At 65.2% G+C, this 16,345-nt stretch carries 16 protein-coding genes; 5 read left to right on the top strand and 11 right to left on the bottom strand.

Annotated features, from left to right (window positions below; all coding sequences use genetic code 11):
- Positions 1 to 105 precede the first annotated feature (105 nt).
- Entirely contained in the window at positions 106 to 603 is a 498-nt protein-coding gene (locus tag I6F28_RS26315) for a septal ring lytic transglycosylase RlpA family protein (protein ID WP_225141879.1), read from the bottom strand.
- Between the two features lie 659 nt (positions 604 to 1,262).
- On the opposite strand from I6F28_RS26315, the gene I6F28_RS26310 reads away from it, so the two are divergent.
- The 5 genes from I6F28_RS26310 (at position 1,263) to I6F28_RS26290 (ending at position 6,369) form a co-directional block, all read left to right on the top strand.
- On the top strand, positions 1,263 to 1,823 hold the full coding sequence (locus tag I6F28_RS26310; protein WP_109141817.1) for a F0F1 ATP synthase subunit delta: 561 nt from the start codon (positions 1,263 to 1,265) through the stop codon (positions 1,821 to 1,823).
- The gene (gene atpA, locus I6F28_RS26305; protein ID WP_036008755.1) at positions 1,823 to 3,352 is read left to right on the top strand and encodes a F0F1 ATP synthase subunit alpha; all 1,530 of its coding nucleotides are present in this window, start codon (positions 1,823 to 1,825) and stop codon (positions 3,350 to 3,352) included. The genes I6F28_RS26310 and atpA overlap by 1 nt, the downstream gene beginning before the upstream one ends.
- Positions 3,353 to 3,523: 171 nt before the next feature.
- A complete protein-coding gene (locus I6F28_RS26300) occupies positions 3,524 to 4,396 on the top strand; it encodes a F0F1 ATP synthase subunit gamma (protein WP_225141877.1) in 873 nt (290 codons plus the stop codon).
- 34 nt (positions 4,397 to 4,430) lie between these two features.
- On the top strand, positions 4,431 to 5,873 hold the full coding sequence (atpD, locus tag I6F28_RS26295) for a F0F1 ATP synthase subunit beta (protein WP_036008750.1): 1,443 nt from the start codon (positions 4,431 to 4,433) through the stop codon (positions 5,871 to 5,873).
- Between the two features lie 88 nt (positions 5,874 to 5,961).
- A complete protein-coding gene (locus tag I6F28_RS26290) occupies positions 5,962 to 6,369 on the top strand; it encodes a F0F1 ATP synthase subunit epsilon (RefSeq protein WP_036008748.1) in 408 nt (135 codons plus the stop codon).
- Positions 6,370 to 6,538: 169 nt separating this feature from the next.
- Here I6F28_RS26290 and I6F28_RS26285 read toward each other — a convergent pair whose 3' ends face one another.
- The 10 genes from I6F28_RS26285 to proB all read right to left on the bottom strand — a co-directional run bounded on the left by I6F28_RS26285 (position 6,539) and on the right by proB (position 16,303).
- Positions 6,539 to 7,039, bottom strand: a complete 501-nt coding sequence (locus tag I6F28_RS26285) for an RNA pyrophosphohydrolase (RefSeq protein WP_036024643.1) — start codon at positions 7,037 to 7,039, stop codon at positions 6,539 to 6,541.
- Between the two features lie 197 nt (positions 7,040 to 7,236).
- Positions 7,237 to 7,743 carry an RNA pyrophosphohydrolase gene (locus I6F28_RS26280; protein WP_225141874.1) on the bottom strand — a complete coding sequence of 169 codons (507 nt, stop codon included), beginning with the start codon at positions 7,741 to 7,743 and terminating at the stop codon, positions 7,237 to 7,239.
- A 75-nt stretch (positions 7,744 to 7,818) separates the two neighbouring features.
- Positions 7,819 to 9,039 (bottom strand): divergent polysaccharide deacetylase family protein, encoded by a 1,221-nt coding sequence (locus I6F28_RS26275; RefSeq protein WP_225141872.1) that lies wholly within the window; start codon positions 9,037 to 9,039, stop codon positions 7,819 to 7,821.
- 146 nt (positions 9,040 to 9,185) lie between these two features.
- Positions 9,186 to 10,547: a S41 family peptidase gene (locus tag I6F28_RS26270; protein ID WP_036008736.1), complete on the bottom strand. Its 1,362-nt coding sequence runs from the start codon at positions 10,545 to 10,547 to the stop codon at positions 9,186 to 9,188.
- Positions 10,544 to 11,941: a murein hydrolase activator EnvC family protein gene (locus I6F28_RS26265; RefSeq protein ID WP_225141935.1), complete on the bottom strand. Its 1,398-nt coding sequence runs from the start codon at positions 11,939 to 11,941 to the stop codon at positions 10,544 to 10,546. The genes I6F28_RS26270 and I6F28_RS26265 overlap by 4 nt, the downstream gene beginning before the upstream one ends.
- 32 nt (positions 11,942 to 11,973) lie before the next feature.
- Entirely contained in the window at positions 11,974 to 12,456 is a 483-nt protein-coding gene (gene rlmH / locus I6F28_RS26260; RefSeq protein WP_036008734.1) for a 23S rRNA (pseudouridine(1915)-N(3))-methyltransferase RlmH, read from the bottom strand.
- 93 nt (positions 12,457 to 12,549) lie between these two features.
- The gene (gene rsfS, locus I6F28_RS26255) at positions 12,550 to 12,906 is read right to left on the bottom strand and encodes a ribosome silencing factor (protein ID WP_024338888.1); all 357 of its coding nucleotides are present in this window, start codon (positions 12,904 to 12,906) and stop codon (positions 12,550 to 12,552) included.
- A gap of 209 nt (positions 12,907 to 13,115) precedes the next feature.
- The gene (locus I6F28_RS26250; protein ID WP_036024650.1) at positions 13,116 to 13,760 is read right to left on the bottom strand and encodes a nicotinate-nucleotide adenylyltransferase; all 645 of its coding nucleotides are present in this window, start codon (positions 13,758 to 13,760) and stop codon (positions 13,116 to 13,118) included.
- A 19-nt stretch (positions 13,761 to 13,779) separates the two neighbouring features.
- On the bottom strand, positions 13,780 to 15,075 hold the full coding sequence (locus I6F28_RS26245; protein ID WP_225141869.1) for a glutamate-5-semialdehyde dehydrogenase: 1,296 nt from the start codon (positions 15,073 to 15,075) through the stop codon (positions 13,780 to 13,782).
- A gap of 106 nt (positions 15,076 to 15,181) precedes the next feature.
- Positions 15,182 to 16,303: a glutamate 5-kinase gene (gene proB / locus I6F28_RS26240; protein WP_036008728.1), complete on the bottom strand. Its 1,122-nt coding sequence runs from the start codon at positions 16,301 to 16,303 to the stop codon at positions 15,182 to 15,184.
- Between the last annotated feature and the right edge of the window lie 42 nt (positions 16,304 to 16,345).

Here is a 16,345-nt window from a genome sequence, read left to right as displayed (position 1 = left end):
AATGACAAAACAAAAAAAGCCCGCGGTCCCCCAAGACCGCGGGCTTGTTTCACGTGCGCAGCAAACTGATGAAAACTGCGCGCTCGATCAGGCGCGGATCGCGCCTTAGGAGACGACTTCCGCGGTGACGCGGCCGACGCCGCGGCTGGTGAGGCCAATGGCGCGGGCGGCACCCGTGGAGAGGTCGAGCACACGCCCGCGAATGAACGGGCCGCGGTCGTTGATGGTGACGATGACGCTCTGGCTGCCATGGGTGACGCGCAGCTTGGTGCCGAAGGGCAGCGAACGGTGCGCCGCGGTCATGGCGTTCTGGTTGAAGCGCTGGCCCGAGGCGGTCTTGCTACCGGACTCATTGCCGTAAAAGGACGCGATGCCGGAGAAGCTGCGGCCCGTGCCGGAGGTCGGCGTCATCGACGCATTGGCATTGCGCCAATCGGCGGTCGCGTTGGCCTCGGTCTGGGCGTGGTGGCGGTGGTGATGCCGGTGATGCCGGGATTTGGCGGAAGCTTCGGTGGCAGTTCCACCGACGAGGAGAGTTGCGGCGACGAAAGCAATCGCCGTACGCGGCCGGGTCGCAAAGCCCAGCGTCTTCAAAGACAGCATTTAATGGTCCCTAAGCTAGTATTGCCACATGTGTGGCAAGTGGAGCCCCCATCAGTTTGTGAGCGATTTGGCGTTTCGATTCCCAATGAGGCGTGAATTGGGCAGTAAATCCGGTATGTGTCGTCATGAAATATCTTGTTACCGTCGCGAGATATTCATCCGATCTCCAGTAATCTTCGCCTTTAACGATTTATTAACCTCTATATTACTTGCGAATACTGTAAAGCGAAGTCATCGCCTCTAGCGTTTAGAATTCGATAAGTATTCGGCGGGTGGAACCGGTGGGAACGGATTCACGCCTCAGCGATCCGTGTTCATGGCCGCTATGCGCTGGAGGCAGGAACCAATGGAGGTGTCGCGGCCGGGGCCGGCGCTGCTTTCCGTGACGTGGCAGGTCACCGCCTCGGCCGCCCCTCCCGCGCGCAAATGTGTTGCGGGGCTGCGACGAACTGGCGACAGAACCTCATGCCTTTAGTTTGGCGTCATGTTGCACCTGCGCACCTGCTATGTTAGCAAAGCCGCGATTTTAACGAGCCCGGCACCTCCCGTGCTGGTCGAAAATCGAAGTCCCGCTTGAATTCCAAGGGCTTGGATCGCTAGGCGCCGCTTCGTGGCGACGGTTTTTCCCTTGCGAGTTTGACAGCAAAAAGAGCGCGTCTGTGGCTGCAGAAGATACGTCCGTTTCAGGTGTGTCCGGCCGTTATGCAACGGCCTTGTTCGAGCTGGCCCGCGACCAGAACGTGGTCGACGAGGTCAAAGCCGATCTTGATAAATTCGATGCCTTGCTGAACGAAAGCGCTGATCTCAAGCGCCTCGTCCGCAGCCCGGTGTTCGCCGCCGACGCCCAGTCCAAGGCCCTTTCGGCCGTGCTGGACAAGGCGGGCATCGCCGGCATCACCGCCAACTTTCTGAAAGTGCTGACCGCCAACCGCCGCCTGTTCGCGGTGGCCGACGTCAGCCGCGCCTACCGCGCCCTCGTGGCCCGGTTCAAGGGCGAGACGACGGCCGACGTCACGGTGGCGGAGGCGCTCTCTGACAAGAATCTCGATGCCCTCAAGGTTGCCCTGAAGTCGGTGACCGGCAAGGACGTCGCGCTGAACGTGAAAGTCGATCCCTCGATCATCGGTGGCCTCGTCGTCAAGCTGGGCAGCCGCATGGTGGATGGTTCGCTTCGCACCAAACTCAATTCGATCAAGCACGCGATGAAAGAGGCAGGCTGATGGACATCCGCGCCGCGGAAATTTCCGCGATCCTCAAGGACCAGATCAAGAATTTCGGCCAGGAAGCTGAAGTCTCCGAAGTCGGACAGGTGCTGTCCGTTGGCGACGGTATCGCCCGCGTCTACGGTCTGGATAACGTCCAGGCCGGTGAAATGGTCGAGTTCGAGAACGGCACCCGCGGCATGGCGCTGAACCTCGAAACCGACAACGTCGGTGTCGTTATTTTCGGTGCCGACCGCGAGATCAAGGAAGGCCAGACCGTCAAGCGCACTCGCGCCATCGTGGACGCGCCGGTCGGCAAGGGCCTGCTCGGCCGCGTCGTCGACGCGCTCGGCAATCCCATCGACGGCAAGGGCCCGATCCAGGCTGAGAAGCGCATGCGCGTCGACGTCAAGGCGCCCGGCATCATTCCGCGCAAATCGGTGAACGAGCCGATGGCGACCGGCCTCAAGGCCATCGACGCCCTGATCCCGATCGGCCGCGGCCAGCGCGAGCTGATCATCGGCGACCGCCAGACCGGCAAGACCGCGATCGCGCTCGACACCATCCTGAACCAGAAGCCGCTCAACGCGCAGCCGGACGAGAACATCAAGCTGTACTGCGTCTACGTCGCGGTCGGCCAGAAGCGTTCGACCGTCGCCCAGTTCGTGAAGGTGTTGGAAGAGCAGGGCGCGCTCGAATACTCGATCGTCGTCGCCGCTACCGCGTCGGATCCGGCGCCGATGCAGTACATCGCGCCCTTTACCGGCTGCACCATGGGCGAGTACTTCCGCGACAACGGCATGCACGCGGTCATCATCTATGACGATCTGTCCAAGCAGGCCGTCGCCTACCGTCAGATGTCGCTGCTGCTGCGCCGCCCGCCGGGCCGCGAAGCCTATCCCGGCGACGTGTTCTATCTGCACTCCCGCCTGCTCGAGCGCGCGGCGAAGCTGAACAAGGACATGGGCTCGGGCTCGCTGACGGCGCTGCCTGTCATCGAAACCCAGGCCAACGACGTGTCGGCTTACATCCCGACCAACGTCATCTCGATCACCGACGGCCAGATCTTCCTGGAAACCGACCTGTTCTTCCAGGGCATCCGTCCTGCCGTGAACGTCGGTCTGTCGGTGTCGCGCGTCGGTTCGTCGGCGCAGACCAAGGCCACCAAGAAGGTCGCCGGCAAGATCAAGGGCGAGCTCGCGCAGTACCGCGAAATGGCGGCGTTCGCGCAGTTCGGCTCCGACCTCGACGCCTCGACCCAGCGCCTGCTCAACCGCGGCTCGCGCCTCACCGAGCTGCTCAAGCAGCCGCAGTTCTCGCCGCTGAAGATGGAAGAGCAGGTCTGCGTGATCTGGGCCGGCACCAACGGCTATCTCGATCCGCTCCCGCTCAACAAGGTGCGCGCGTTCGAGGACGGCCTGCTCTCGCTGCTGCGCGGCAAGCACGCCGACATCCTCAACGCGATTCGCGACAGCCGCGATCTCTCCGACGATACCGCTGCCAAGCTGAAGTCGGTGGTCGAGGGCTTCGCGAAGTCTTTCTCGTAAGAAGGGCCGTCATGGCCGGGCCAAAGCGCGAAGCGCGTCTTCGCAACTGAAGTCCCGGCCATCCACGTCTTGTGCGTGGAAGACGGAGAACGTGGATGCCCGGGACACGCCCGGGCATGACGAAAGGATAGGGTCGCGGTCGAGCCGCAGGCTGATCGCTGGGGACGAAGAATGGCGTCACTTAAAGACATGCGCGTCCGCATCGCCTCCACCAAGGCGACGCAAAAAATCACCAAGGCCATGCAGATGGTCGCGGCCTCCAAGCTGCGCCGCGCGCAGACCGCCGCGGAAGCGGCGCGTCCCTATGCCGAGAAGATGAGCGCGGTGATCTCCAACATCGCCAGCGCCGCGGTCGGCTCGCCCGGCGCACCGGTGCTGCTGGCCGGCACCGGCCGGGACCAGGTTCATCTGCTGCTGGTCTGCACCGGCGAGCGCGGCCTGTCCGGCGCCTTCAACTCCTCGATCGTGCGTCTCGCCCGCGAGCGCGCTCTGGCGCTGATCGCGCAGGGCAAGGAAGTGAAGTTCTTCTGCGTCGGCCGCAAGGGTTACGAGCAGCTCCGCCGCCAGTTCGACAAGCAGATCGTCGAGCACATGGACCTGCGCAGCGTCCGCCAGCTCGGTTTCGTCAACGCCGAGGAGATCGCCAAGAAGGTTCTGGCGCGGTTCGACAACGGCGAGTTCGACGTCTGCACGCTGTTCTACTCGCAATTCAAGTCGGTGATCGCGCAGATCCCGACCGCCCAGCAGGTCATCCCGCTGGTCATCGAGGAGGGCGGTGCCGCCAACACGACGTCGTACGAATACGAGCCGGAAGAGGACGAGATCCTCACGCGCCTGTTGCCGCGCAATCTCGCCGTGCAGATCTTCCGCGCCCTGCTCGAGAACAACGCCTCGTTCTACGGTGCGCAGATGTCGGCGATGGACAACGCCACCCGCAACGCCGGGGAAATGATCCGCAAGCAGACGCTGGTCTACAACCGCACGCGTCAGGCTCAGATCACCAAGGAACTCATCGAAATCATCTCCGGCGCAGAAGCAGTCTGACCGGACACGAAATTCGGATCGAAGGAGACAGTAAATGGCTACAGCAGCCACACAGATCGGTCGCGTTACCCAGGTCATGGGCGCCGTCGTCGACGTGCAGTTCGAAGGCCACCTGCCGGCCATTCTCAACTCGCTCGAAACCAAGAACGGCAACAACCGCCTGGTGCTGGAAGTCGCGCAGCATCTCGGCGAGTCGACCGTCCGCACCATCGCGATGGACGCCACCGAAGGTCTGGTGCGCGGCCAGGAAGTGACCGACACCGGTCAGCCGATCTCGGTTCCCGTGGGGGACGGTACGCTGGGCCGCATCATGAACGTCATCGGCGAGCCGATCGACGAGGCCGGCCCGATCAAGTCGGAAGGCACCCGCGCCATCCACCAGGAAGCGCCGACCTACACCGACCAGTCGACTGAAGCCGAAATTCTCGTCACCGGCATCAAGGTCGTCGATCTGCTCGCTCCGTATGCGAAGGGCGGCAAGATCGGCCTGTTCGGCGGCGCCGGCGTCGGCAAGACCGTGCTGATTCAGGAGCTGATCAACAACGTCGCGAAGGCGCACGGCGGTTACTCCGTGTTCGCCGGCGTCGGCGAACGCACCCGCGAGGGCAACGACCTCTATCACGAGTTCATCGAGTCCAAGGTCAACGCCGACCCGCACAATCCGGATCCGAGCGTGAAGTCGAAGTGCGCGCTGGTGTTCGGTCAGATGAACGAGCCGCCGGGCGCCCGCGCCCGCGTCGGCCTGACCGGTCTGACCGTCGCCGAGCACTTCCGCGACCAGGGCCAGGACGTGCTGTTCTTCGTCGACAACATCTTCCGCTTCACGCAAGCGGGTTCGGAAGTGTCGGCGCTGCTCGGCCGTATTCCTTCGGCGGTGGGTTATCAGCCGACGCTCGCGACCGACATGGGCGCGCTGCAGGAGCGCATCACCACCACGCAAAAGGGCTCGATCACCTCGGTGCAGGCCATCTACGTGCCGGCCGACGACTTGACCGACCCGGCGCCCGCGACCTCGTTCGCGCACTTGGACGCCACCACGGTGCTGTCGCGCGCGATCTCGGAAAAGGGCATCTATCCGGCGGTGGACCCGCTCGACTCGACCTCGCGCATGCTCTCGCCGCTGGTCGTCGGCGAGGAGCACTACACCGTCGCCCGTCAGGTCCAGCAGGTGCTGCAGCGCTACAAGTCGCTCCAGGACATCATCGCCATTCTTGGCATGGACGAGCTTTCGGAAGAGGACAAGCTAACGGTGGCCCGCGCCCGCAAGATCGAGCGCTTCCTGTCGCAGCCGTTCCACGTCGCCGAAATCTTCACGGGTTCGCCGGGCAAGTTCGTGGACCTCGCCGACACCATCAAGGGCTTCAAGGGCCTGGTGGAAGGCAAGTACGACCACCTGCCGGAAGCTGCCTTCTACATGGTCGGCACCATCGAAGAAGCCGTCGAGAAAGGCAAGAAGCTGGCGGCGGAAGCGGCCTAAGGTGCGAATGGCGAATAGGGAGTAGCGAATAGACGCGCTGCTCTCTTCGCCACTCGCCATTCGCTACTCACCATTCGCAAGGTTTCCCATGGCCACCTTCCATTTCGATCTCGTCTCTCCGGAAAAGCTCGCCTTCTCGGGTGAGGTCGATCAGGTCGACATCCCCGGCGCCGAGGGTGATTTCGGCGTGCTGGCGGGGCATGCGCCGGTCGTGGCTGCGATCCGGCCCGGCATCCTCACCGTCACCACCGGCGGCCGCCACGAGAAGATCATCGTGCTCGGCGGCCTTGCCGAAGTCTCCGAAAAGGGCCTCACCGTGCTCGCCGACGTCGCGACCTCGCTGGACGAGCTCGACCGTGTCCAGTTCGCCGAGACGATCGCGGAGATGGAAGAGAATTTGAAGGAGCACGAAGGCACCGAGCTCGATCAGGCCATCGAGCGGCTCGACCACTTCAAGAGCATCCAGCATCAGCTCAACGCCACGGCTATGCACTAAGCCCCGGGGCACCGCTCCGGGGCTCGATCTCCAAATTCCTGAACAGTTTCAGCGCTCGTCACGGTCGTGGCGGGCGCTGAACTTTATTGCGCTATCGCTGGCGCTGTCGCCTATTTTATCGCGGCGCGCCAGACACTTCGCTACTGTGCATGGGGTTGTTTTCGAGAGTTCAGTCGGCGAGGTGCGCAAACTCCTGTGCCACCGCGCGGTAGACCTCGCGGCGGAACGGCACCACGAGGTCGGCGACACGGCCGAGGCGCTCCCAGCGCCAGGCGTCGAACTCGGCGGGCTGGCCGTTGCGCGGCGTCAGCGGATCGATCTCGTCGTCCGTGCCGGTGAAGCGCAGCGCGAACCATTTCTGGCGCTGGCCGCGAAATTTCGCCAGCCGGTGCGTCTGCGGTCCGTCGTAAGGCGGGAATTCATAGGTGAACCAGTCGGTCTCGCCGAGATAATCGGCACTGACGACGTTGGTCTCCTCCCACAGCTCGCGCATCGCCGCATCACGCAGGTTCTCGCCCTCGTCGACGCCGCCCTGCGGCATCTGCCAGTCGAGCCCCGGCAGGATGATCTCGGGTCCGTCACCCTTGAAGCGATGGCCGATCAGCACGCGGCCGTCGGCGTTGAACAGCGCGATGCCGACGTTCGGGCGGTAGGGTTTGTGGGTCGTCACGCGTAACCTTCTCTCGTCATTCCGGGGCGCGCGAAGCGCGAGCTCTGGTGCGCAATTGCGCACCTGAGAATCCATAACCACAGGCCACAATAGGTTGAAAGGCCGTGGCTGCGATCCTTCGCACAGCTTCTGCCTGGGAGTATGGATCCCCGCCTTCGCGGGGATGACGACCGAGCGAGCCGCGACAGGTGATCTGATCACCCCTCCGCCAGCGCAGAAAATTCCTGCACCACGCGCTCATAGACCGGGCGCTTGAACGGGATGATCAGCTCAGGGAGACTTTTCATCGACTCCCAGCGCCAGCTCACGAATTCCGCCTTGTGGCCGCCGCCGCCGGGATGCTCGACGTTGATCTCGCTGTCCTTGCCGGTGAAGCGCACCGCGTACCATTTCTGGCGCTGGCCGCGGTAGCGGCCCTTCCAGGCGCGCCCGGCAACGGTGCGCGGAATGTCATAGGTGAGCCAGTCCGGGACCTCGCCGAGCCGCTCGACCGAGCGCACGCTGGTCTCCTCGTAGAGCTCGCGCTTGGCCGCTTCCCAGGTGTCCTCGCCGGGATCGACCCCGCCCTGCGGCATCTGCCAGACATGGGTGTCGTCGACATGCTCGATGCCGCCGGCGCGGCGGCCGATGAACACCAGTCCCTTTGGATTGATCAGCATCACGCCGACGCAGGTCCGGTAGGGCAGATCCTCGTAACGCGCCATTCCGCCAGACCTCTTGCCTGCTTCTTGGGAAGGCATGCCGGCCCCGCGAGACCCGCGCCGAACCAATTCGTTGATTTAGCTGGATTTTGATTTCAGCATCGCGGTTGTCAATGGCACCAAAAGGATACCTCGGTCGCCCAATGTCTTGGTCCAGGCGCTGATGCGCTCGATCGAGACGGGCAGGGCGGAGGCCGTGCCGACGGCGATGCCGCGCTCGCGCGCCGCCGATTCCAGCTTGTTGAGGGCGCGGTCGATCTCGGTCGCTGTCGGCACCGCGTCGATGGCGATATCGCCCTTGCCGAACGGCACGGCCTGGTTCGCCGCGGCCTGGGGCGCGATGCTGCGGGGCGAGGAGCCGTCGTCGAAGAAGCCGAGCCCGCGCTTGGCCGCCTCGCGGATGATCGGCTGCATCGCCGGCTCCGTGGCGATGAAGCGGGCGCCCATGAAATTGGTGAGGCCGGCATAGCCCTGCATCCGGCTGAGGTGCCAGTACAGGCGGTCCATGTTCTGGTCGGGGCTGAGCGAGGTCAGCAGCGTCTGCGGCCCCGGATCGTTGTCGGGGAAGTCGTAGGGCTCCATCGGGATCTGGAGGAAGATCTCGTGGCGCTGCGCCCGCGCCCGCTCAGCGAGCTTGCCGGGGTCGGAGCCGTAGGGCGTGAAGGCCAGCGTCACCGCCGGCGGCAGCTTCATGATGGCGTCCAGGGTCTTGGCGGCGCCGACGCCGAGGCCGCCGATCACGATCGCGACCACCGGCATCTTGGCGGCCTTGGCGCGGTCGGCGTCCGCCGCATAGACGTTGAACGGCCTCAGCCCGTCGGCGACCACCGGGATCATGCCGTAGCGCGATTTCTCCAGCAGCTTCGGATTGATCCCGGTCATGACGGGCGGCGGGGCGGATGCAGCCTCGCCCTTGTCGGCGGCATCGCCCCCGCCGATCACCACGTCGCGGCGGGCGCCGGTGGAGCCATCGATCATGGTGATGGTCCTCTGCTCGCCGGGCGCGGCCTGCTTCGGCGTTTCGTTGGTCTCGTGCTTGGTTTCCTGGCCTTGGCCGATGGCAGACTTGTCGTCCGTGGCCTTCTCGGCCGGCCTGAGCTGGTTGATCGCGATCCGGCTCATCGGCTCACCGCCGAGCGGGTCCTTGTTGAAGATGGCGAAGCCGGCAAAGGTAACCAGGAACAGGCCGAGCAGAACAGCGAGCAGCTGCATAGACGTGAACGGCAGCCGCAGCCGCCGTTTGCGGCGCGGCTTATCCTGTCCGAGCGGGGCGCTCAGATCATCGGCCGTTTCAGTCATGCGCGATCCCGAATCACTCCAGCCGACGATACCACGCCGAGGTCAAGCGGCGGCAGGCCGGGATAGGCCGGAGGCAGCAGCAGTTCCCAAGCAAAAAGGGCGGCTTCGGGAAGCCGCCCTTTCGCTGGATCGCGTGATACGCCGACCTAGTTCGCCGCTTTGGCCTTGTCGGTCGCCGCCTTGTTGTCGTTGCCGGGCGTCGGCGCCGCGGAGGCGCTGTTCTTGATGCCGTGGAGCAGGTCGCCGGCGAGCTTGAGCGCCTTGTCGTCCTTGGCGTCCGGCGGGACGTAGGACTGCGAGCCCGTCTTCTCGTCGCCGTCGTTCTTCAGGTGGCCGCGCAGCGAAGCCTCGCCCTTGGTGTCGGTGCGCGACTTCAGCTCGTCCGGCACGTCCTGCAGCACTTCGATATCGGGCACGATGCCCTTGGCCTGGATCGACTTGCCCGACGGCGTGTAATAGCGCGCGGTGGTCAGCCGCAGCGCGCCGTTGCCGCTGCCGAGCGGAATGATGGTCTGCACCGAGCCCTTGCCGAACGAGCGCGTGCCGACGATGGTCGCGCGCTTGTGGTCCTGCAGCGCGCCGGCGACGATTTCCGACGCCGAGGCCGAGCCGCCATTGACCAGCACGATGACCGGCCTGCCCTTGGTCAGGTCGCCCGTATGCGCGGCGCGGCGCTGGGTCTCCTCGGCATTGCGGCCGCGGGTCGAGACGATCTCGCCCTTCTCGAGGAACGAGTCGGAGACGGTGACCGCTTCCTCGAGCAGGCCGCCCGGATTGTTGCGGAGGTCGATGATGAAGCCCTTGAGCTTGTCGCCGCCGATCTGGTTCGTGAGGTTGCCGATCTCGCGCTTCAGGCCTTCGGTGGTCTGCTCGTTGAAGGTGGTGATGCGGATATAGCCGATGTCATCCTGCTCGACGCGCGCGCGCACCGAGCGGACGCGGATGTTGTCGCGCACCAGCGTGACGTCGAGCGGATTGTCCTGGCCCTTGCGGATGATCTTGAGCTTGATCTTGGTGTTGACTGGACCGCGCATCTTCTCGACCGCCTGGTTCAGGGTCAGGCCCTGCACCGCCTCGTCGTCGAGATTGGTGATGATGTCGTTGGCCATGACGCCGGCGCGCGAGGCGGGCGTGTCGTCGATCGGCGAGACCACCTTGATCAGGCCGTCCTCCATCGTGACCTCGATGCCGAGGCCGCCGAACTCGCCGCGGGTCTGCACCTGCATGTCGCGGAAGCTCTTCGCGTCCATGTAGCTCGAGTGCGGATCGAGGCCGGTAAGCATGCCGCTGATGGCGGATTCGATCAGCTTGGTGTCATCGGGCTTCTCGACATAATCGGAGCGCACGCGCTCGAACACGTCGCCGAACAGGTTGAGCTGGCGATAGGTGTCCGCGGTGGCGGCTCGCGCGCTGGAGCCCATGAACACCGCGCGCGGCTGGGTCACGAACAGCGTCAGCGCTGCACCGGTGGCGGCGCTGAGGAGGATTACTGAAGTCTTGCGCATCATCCGCGAACCTTCTCGCCTTCATTTGCGGCCCACCATGGGCCTGGATCGATTGGAGTGCCGTCTTTACGGAACTCGACATACAGCACAGGTTGACTCGCATTGGTGGCGAGAATGGAAGCGACCTGAGAGGTCGACCCCATGGTCGCGACCGGCTCCCCCGTGAGCACAAACTGGCCGATGTTGACCGAAATGCGCTCCATCCCGGCGATCAGGACATGATACCCGCCCCCGGCGTTTAGGATCAAGAGTTGTCCATAGCTGCGGAATGGGCCGGCATACACAACCCAGCCATCACACGGCGTCGTGACCTGGGCGCCGGGCTTGGTCGCCAGCGAAATGCCCTTCTGGACGCCGCCGACCCCGTCGGAACCGCCAAAGTCCCTGATCTTGTTACCGTTAACCGGAAACGGCAGGAGGCCCTTGGCCGAAGCGAAGGCGATCGCCGGGGTGGTGCGGGACTTGTCCTTGAACGCGCCCGGGCCCTGCTTGGCGCTGGCGGCCGCGTTTGCCGCCGCCAGTTTGGCCTCCTTGGCCTCGGCCTGCCCTGCGGCCTCGGCGGCCTTCTCGGCCGCCCTGGCGGCGGTTTGCAGGTCCTGCTCCATCTTGGCGATCAGCCCCTGGAGATCGCCGACCTGCCTTGACAGCGCGATCGCGCGCGCGCTTTCGGCATCGAGGTCTTTTTCCCGTGCGGACTGCTGACGCTGCCGTTCCTCGATCAGGGCGGTGAGCCGGGCCTGGTCATTGCGGACCTTGTCGCGGTCGGAGGCGAGCTGATCGCGCTCGGTGGCAATGGTCCTGCGCAAGGCCACGAGCTCGCCGAGCTCGCTTGCGATCTTCTCGGCGCGGCCGCGCAATTCCGGCACGACGGCGCCAAGCAGCATCGCGGTGCGCAAGGATTGCAGCGCATCTTCTGGCCGCACCAGCAGCGCCGGCGGCGTGCGCCGGCCGGCGCGCTGCAAGGCCGCCAGCACCTCGACGATGTCGGCACGGCGCGAATCCAGCGATGCGCGCATCTGCTGCTCGCGGCCGTTCAGCGTTCGCAGCCGCGCCTCGGCCTCGTCGATCTTGGTTTCCACGGCGCGCACATTGGCGGCGGTGTCGATCAGCTGCTGATTGAGCTGGGTGCGGTCCTGGCCGAGCGCGGTGATCTCGGCCTTCAGCTTGGCCTGCGCTTCTTCCGCGCTTCGTTGCCTCGCGCGCGCGGCCTCCAGCTCCTGCTCGCGCTGCTTGATCGCGTCGGGCGAGACGGCGGCAGTCTGCGGCGACGGCGCAACTGTCTGACCTTGCGTCTGAGCTTGCGCGAGGCTTTCTTCGGCGAAGAGGCTTGCTTCGGCGAAGAGGCTTGCGCCGGCAAGGCCGGTGATCAGCAGCAGGTTGAGGAGCGGCGCTCGCATCGTGTCGGCAAAGGTGCTCGTTGTGGCGCGCATCACGCGCGGTGATAGGGATGGCCGGCCAGGATGGTGGCGGCCCGATACAGCTGTTCCAGAAGCATGACGCGGACCATTTGGTGCGGCCAGGTCGCAGAGCCGAACGCGATCGCGAGCTTGGCCTTACGGCGCAATTCGGGCGAAAGTCCGTCCGCCCCTCCGATCACGAAAATAGTATGTCCGGCGCCCTCGTCGCGCCAGCGCGCCAGATGCCGTGCGAATACGGTGGACTCGAGATTCTGGCCGCGCTCGTCCAGCGCCACCAGGATCGCCTTGTCAGGAATATGCGCCGAGATCGCCGCGGCCTCTTCGGCCATCCGTGTCGCGGCGTCGCGCGCGCGGCTTTCGGGAATTTCGTGGATGCCGAGCTCGCGGAATCCAAGCTTGCGGCCAGCCTCCTCGAACCGCTCGAAATAGCGGTCTGCAAGCTCCCGTTCGGGGCCCTGCTTCAGCCGGCCCACCGCAATGACAGCAACACGCATGATTTTAGGAGTCGCGTTGACGAGACCGCGCGCAACAGGCGCGCGCACGACGCTAGCATGCGCGTCAGCCGATTCGAAATCGGCCAGTTGAGCCTAGATCGCCTTCGCCGCCCCTGGGCCCTGCGTGTACAACCTCTCGAGGTTGTAGAACTCGCGGACCTCGGGTCGGAACACGTGCACGATCACGTCGCCGGAATCGATCAGCACCCAGTCGCAATTGGGCAAGCCCTCGACATGGATGTTCTTGATGCCGTTTTCCTTGAGGCTCTTGGTGACGTTTTCCGCGATCGCGCCGACGTGCCGGTTCACCCGGCCGGTGGTGACGATCATGTAGTCGGAGTACGCCGATTTGCCGCGAAGGTCGATGGTGACCGTCTCTTCCGCCTTCATGTCCTCGAGGCGGGAGAGGATCAGGCTCAGCGTCTTGTCGGCGTCGGGTTGCGCCTTCAAGGCCGCAGCTTTGGTCGATGTTTTACGCGTAGGCTTGGCAACCTTGGGTAAAACAGACTTGGACAATACAGATGCGGTCAGGGACCATTCCTTTCACTGTATCGCGAACGCCGAATCCGGGCGCCCACTGGTTACACTACATCATGTGGGGTTAAGGGTTTCAATATGCCAGAGAGACCGAAATCCCCACCAGGTCGGCACACTTCGTCTCACTTCGTACCTTTCCAGCTCCCGTCCGGGTTCCGTAGGCCGGTCGAGGAGAGATTCAGCTTCAATCCGGTCAGGAACACCCAGGCCGGTGCCGGCCGATCCGCAAGCTGGACGGCCTTGTTCTCGGGCAGACGGTAGCGCGATAACGCCTGGGCCGCGGGCGAGCCGAGCGCGCGAAAACTCTGCGGGGGGCGATCGATCACGGCCATCGGCACCTGGGCGGCGATGCGCCGCCAGTCCTGCCAACGATGGAATTGAGCGAGATTGTCGGCGCCCATGATCCAGACGAAGCGCAAGCCAGGAAAGCGGCGGCGCAAGGTGTTGATCGTGTCGATAGTATAGCGGGTGCGAATGACGGATTCGAGACAGCTCACCTCGATGCGCGGATCATCGGCGACCTCGCGCGCGGCCTGCATGCGCTCGCCGAGCTCGTGCAGCGTGCCGTTCTCCTTGAGCGGATTGCCCGGCGTAACCAGCCACCAGACGCGATCGAGCTGCAATCGCTTCAGCGCGAAGCGGCTGATCGCGCGGTGCGCCTGATGCGGCGGGTTGAACGAGCCGCCGAGCAGGCCGATGCGCATGCCCGGCGTCGAGGGCGGAACCGCTTGCGCCACGAAGCGCGGCACGACGAGATTGTTGCTCAATGCCCGCGCCCCGCGACGTCTACGGCCGGGTCTGTCCGGTGCCGCGGACGCGATATTTGAAGCTCGTCAATTGCTCGGCGCCGACCGGGCCGCGGGCGTGGAAGCGGCCGGTGGCAATCCCGATCTCGGCGCCGAAACCGAACTCGCCGCCATCGGCAAACTGCGTCGAGGCGTTGTGGAGCACGATCGCGGAATCGACCTCGCTCAGGAACTTGCTCGCCGCAGCCTCATCCGCGCTCACGATTGCATCGGTGTGATGCGAGCCGTGGTCCTGGATGTGCGCGATCGCGCCGTCGACGCCGTCCACCACCTTCGCCGCGATGATCGCGTCGAGATATTCGGTGTCCCAATCCTCCTCGCTCGCCGGCTTGACGCGCGCATCGGCCTTCTGCACGGCCTCGTCACCGCGCACCTCGCAGCCGGCATCGAGCAGCATCTCCACCAGCGGCTTCAGGTTCTTGCCAGCGGCGGCACGATCGACCAGCAGCGTCTCGGCCGCGCCGCAGACGCCGGTGCGTCGCATCTTGGCATTGAGCACGATCGACTTCGCCATGGCGAGGTCGGCGCTGCCATCGATATAGACGTGGTTGACGCCTTCGAGATGCGCGAAGACAGGCACGCGCGCCTCCTGCTCGACCCGCGCGACGAGGCTCTTGCCCCCGCGCGGCACGATCACGTCGATGGCGCCGTTGAGGCCCGACAGCATCATGCCGACCGCTGCGCGGTCGCGCGTCGGCACCAGCGTGATCGCAGCTTCCGGCAGGCCGGCTTCGCGCAGGCCCTGCACCAGGCACTCATGGATGGCGCGGCACGAGCGGAAACTGTCGGAGCCGCCGCGCAGGATCACGGCATTGCCCGACTTCAGGCACAGCACGCCGGCATCGGCCGCGACATTGGGCCGGCTCTCAAAAATCACGCCGACGACGCCGAGCGGCACGCGCACGCGCTCGATGGACATGCCGTTCGGCCGCTGCCAGCGCTCGGTGACGACGCCGATGGGATCGGCGATGCCGCGCACAATGCCGATGCCTTCGGCCATTCCTTCGACCCGTGCCGGCGTCAGCGTCAGGCGATCGATGAAGGAGGAGGTGGCATTGCCGGCGGCACGGGCCTCCGCGACGTCCTCCGCATTGGCGGCGAGGATCGCGGCCGAGTCGGCGCGGATTGCCCGCTCCATGGCTTCCAGCGCACGGTTTTTCTGCTCCGGCGGCGCCAGTGCCAGCACGCGCGCGGCAGCGCGGGCACGGGTTCCGAGATCGGACATCAGCGCCTGAAGATCGGCATTGCCGTCAACGGCTTTGAGGGGGGCGGCCATGGGGTCAAAACCTTCTGCTAAGGCGGTGTCCTAGCACGGAAATCCCGCTTTTGCGAAGGGCGGGGAGGGTATGACTGGTCTCCCGGCGGCGAGCGGGGCGGGGCCCTTACCCGCCCACCACCAGATCATCCCGGTGGATCATCTCCGCGCGGCCGCTGATGCCGAGGATGGTCATCACGTCGGGGGAGGAGCGGCCCTTGATCCGCTCGGCATCATCGGCGTCATAGGCGATCAGGCCGCGGCCGACCTCGCTGCCGTCGGGGCCGCGCACGATCACGGCATCGCCGCGGGCAAACTGGCCCTCGACCTTGTTCACGCCGGCCGGCAGCAGGCTGGCCCCGGCCCGTAGCGCGGTCACCGCGCCGGCATCGATGGTCAGCGTGCCCTTCGGCTCCAGCGTGCCCGCGATCCAGCGCTTTCGCGAGGTGATGGGATTGGCCGGCGTCAGGAACCAGGTGCAGCGGCCGCCATCGGCGATCGCCTGCAAGGGATGCTCGATCTTGCCGGAGGCGATCAGCATATGCGTGCCGCCGGTCGTCGCGATCTTGGCGGCCTCGACCTTGGTGCGCATGCCGCCACGCGACAGCTCGGACTCGGCATCGCCGGCCACGGCCTCGATCTCCGAGGAGATGCTGTCGACGACGGGAATGAGTTTTGCGTTCGGATTGTTCTTCGGCGGGGCATCGTAGAGCCCGTCGATATCTGAGAGCAGCACCAGCAGGTCGGCGCTCGCCATGGTCGCGACGCGCGCGGCGAGGCGATCGTTGTCGCCGTAGCGGATCTCGGTGGTCGCCACCGTGTCGTTCTCGTTGATCACGGGTATCGCGCGCCATTCCAGCAGCTTGCCGATGGTGGAGCGCGCGTTGAGATAGCGGCGGCGCTCCTCGGTGTCCTGCAGCGTCACGAGGATCTGGCCGGCGCCGATACCGTGGGCGCCAAGCACCTCCGACCAGATTCGCGCCAGCGCGATCTGACCGACGGCGGCCGCGGCCTGGCTCTCTTCCAGCTTCAGCGGGCCGCGCGGCAATTTCAGCCGGCTGCGGCCGAGTGCGATCGAGCCGGAGGACACCACGAGGACGTCGCGCCCTTCCTTGTGCAGCTTGGCCATGTCGTCGGCCAGTGCAGCCAGCCAGGACGCACGCACCTCGCCCCTGTCGGAATCCACCAGCAGCGCTGAGCCGACCTTGACGACGATGCGGCGGAATTGGCTGAGTTCGGGGCTGGCCATGTCTCTTGTGTGCTGGCGCTGGATGCGAATGACGGCGGAGCG

The organism is Bradyrhizobium sp. NBAIM14 (assembly GCF_020193895.1).
In the GTDB taxonomy this organism is placed as follows: Bacteria; Pseudomonadota; Alphaproteobacteria; order Rhizobiales; family Xanthobacteraceae; genus Bradyrhizobium; species Bradyrhizobium yuanmingense.
This window is presented reverse-complemented; position numbering and strand designations above follow the sequence as displayed.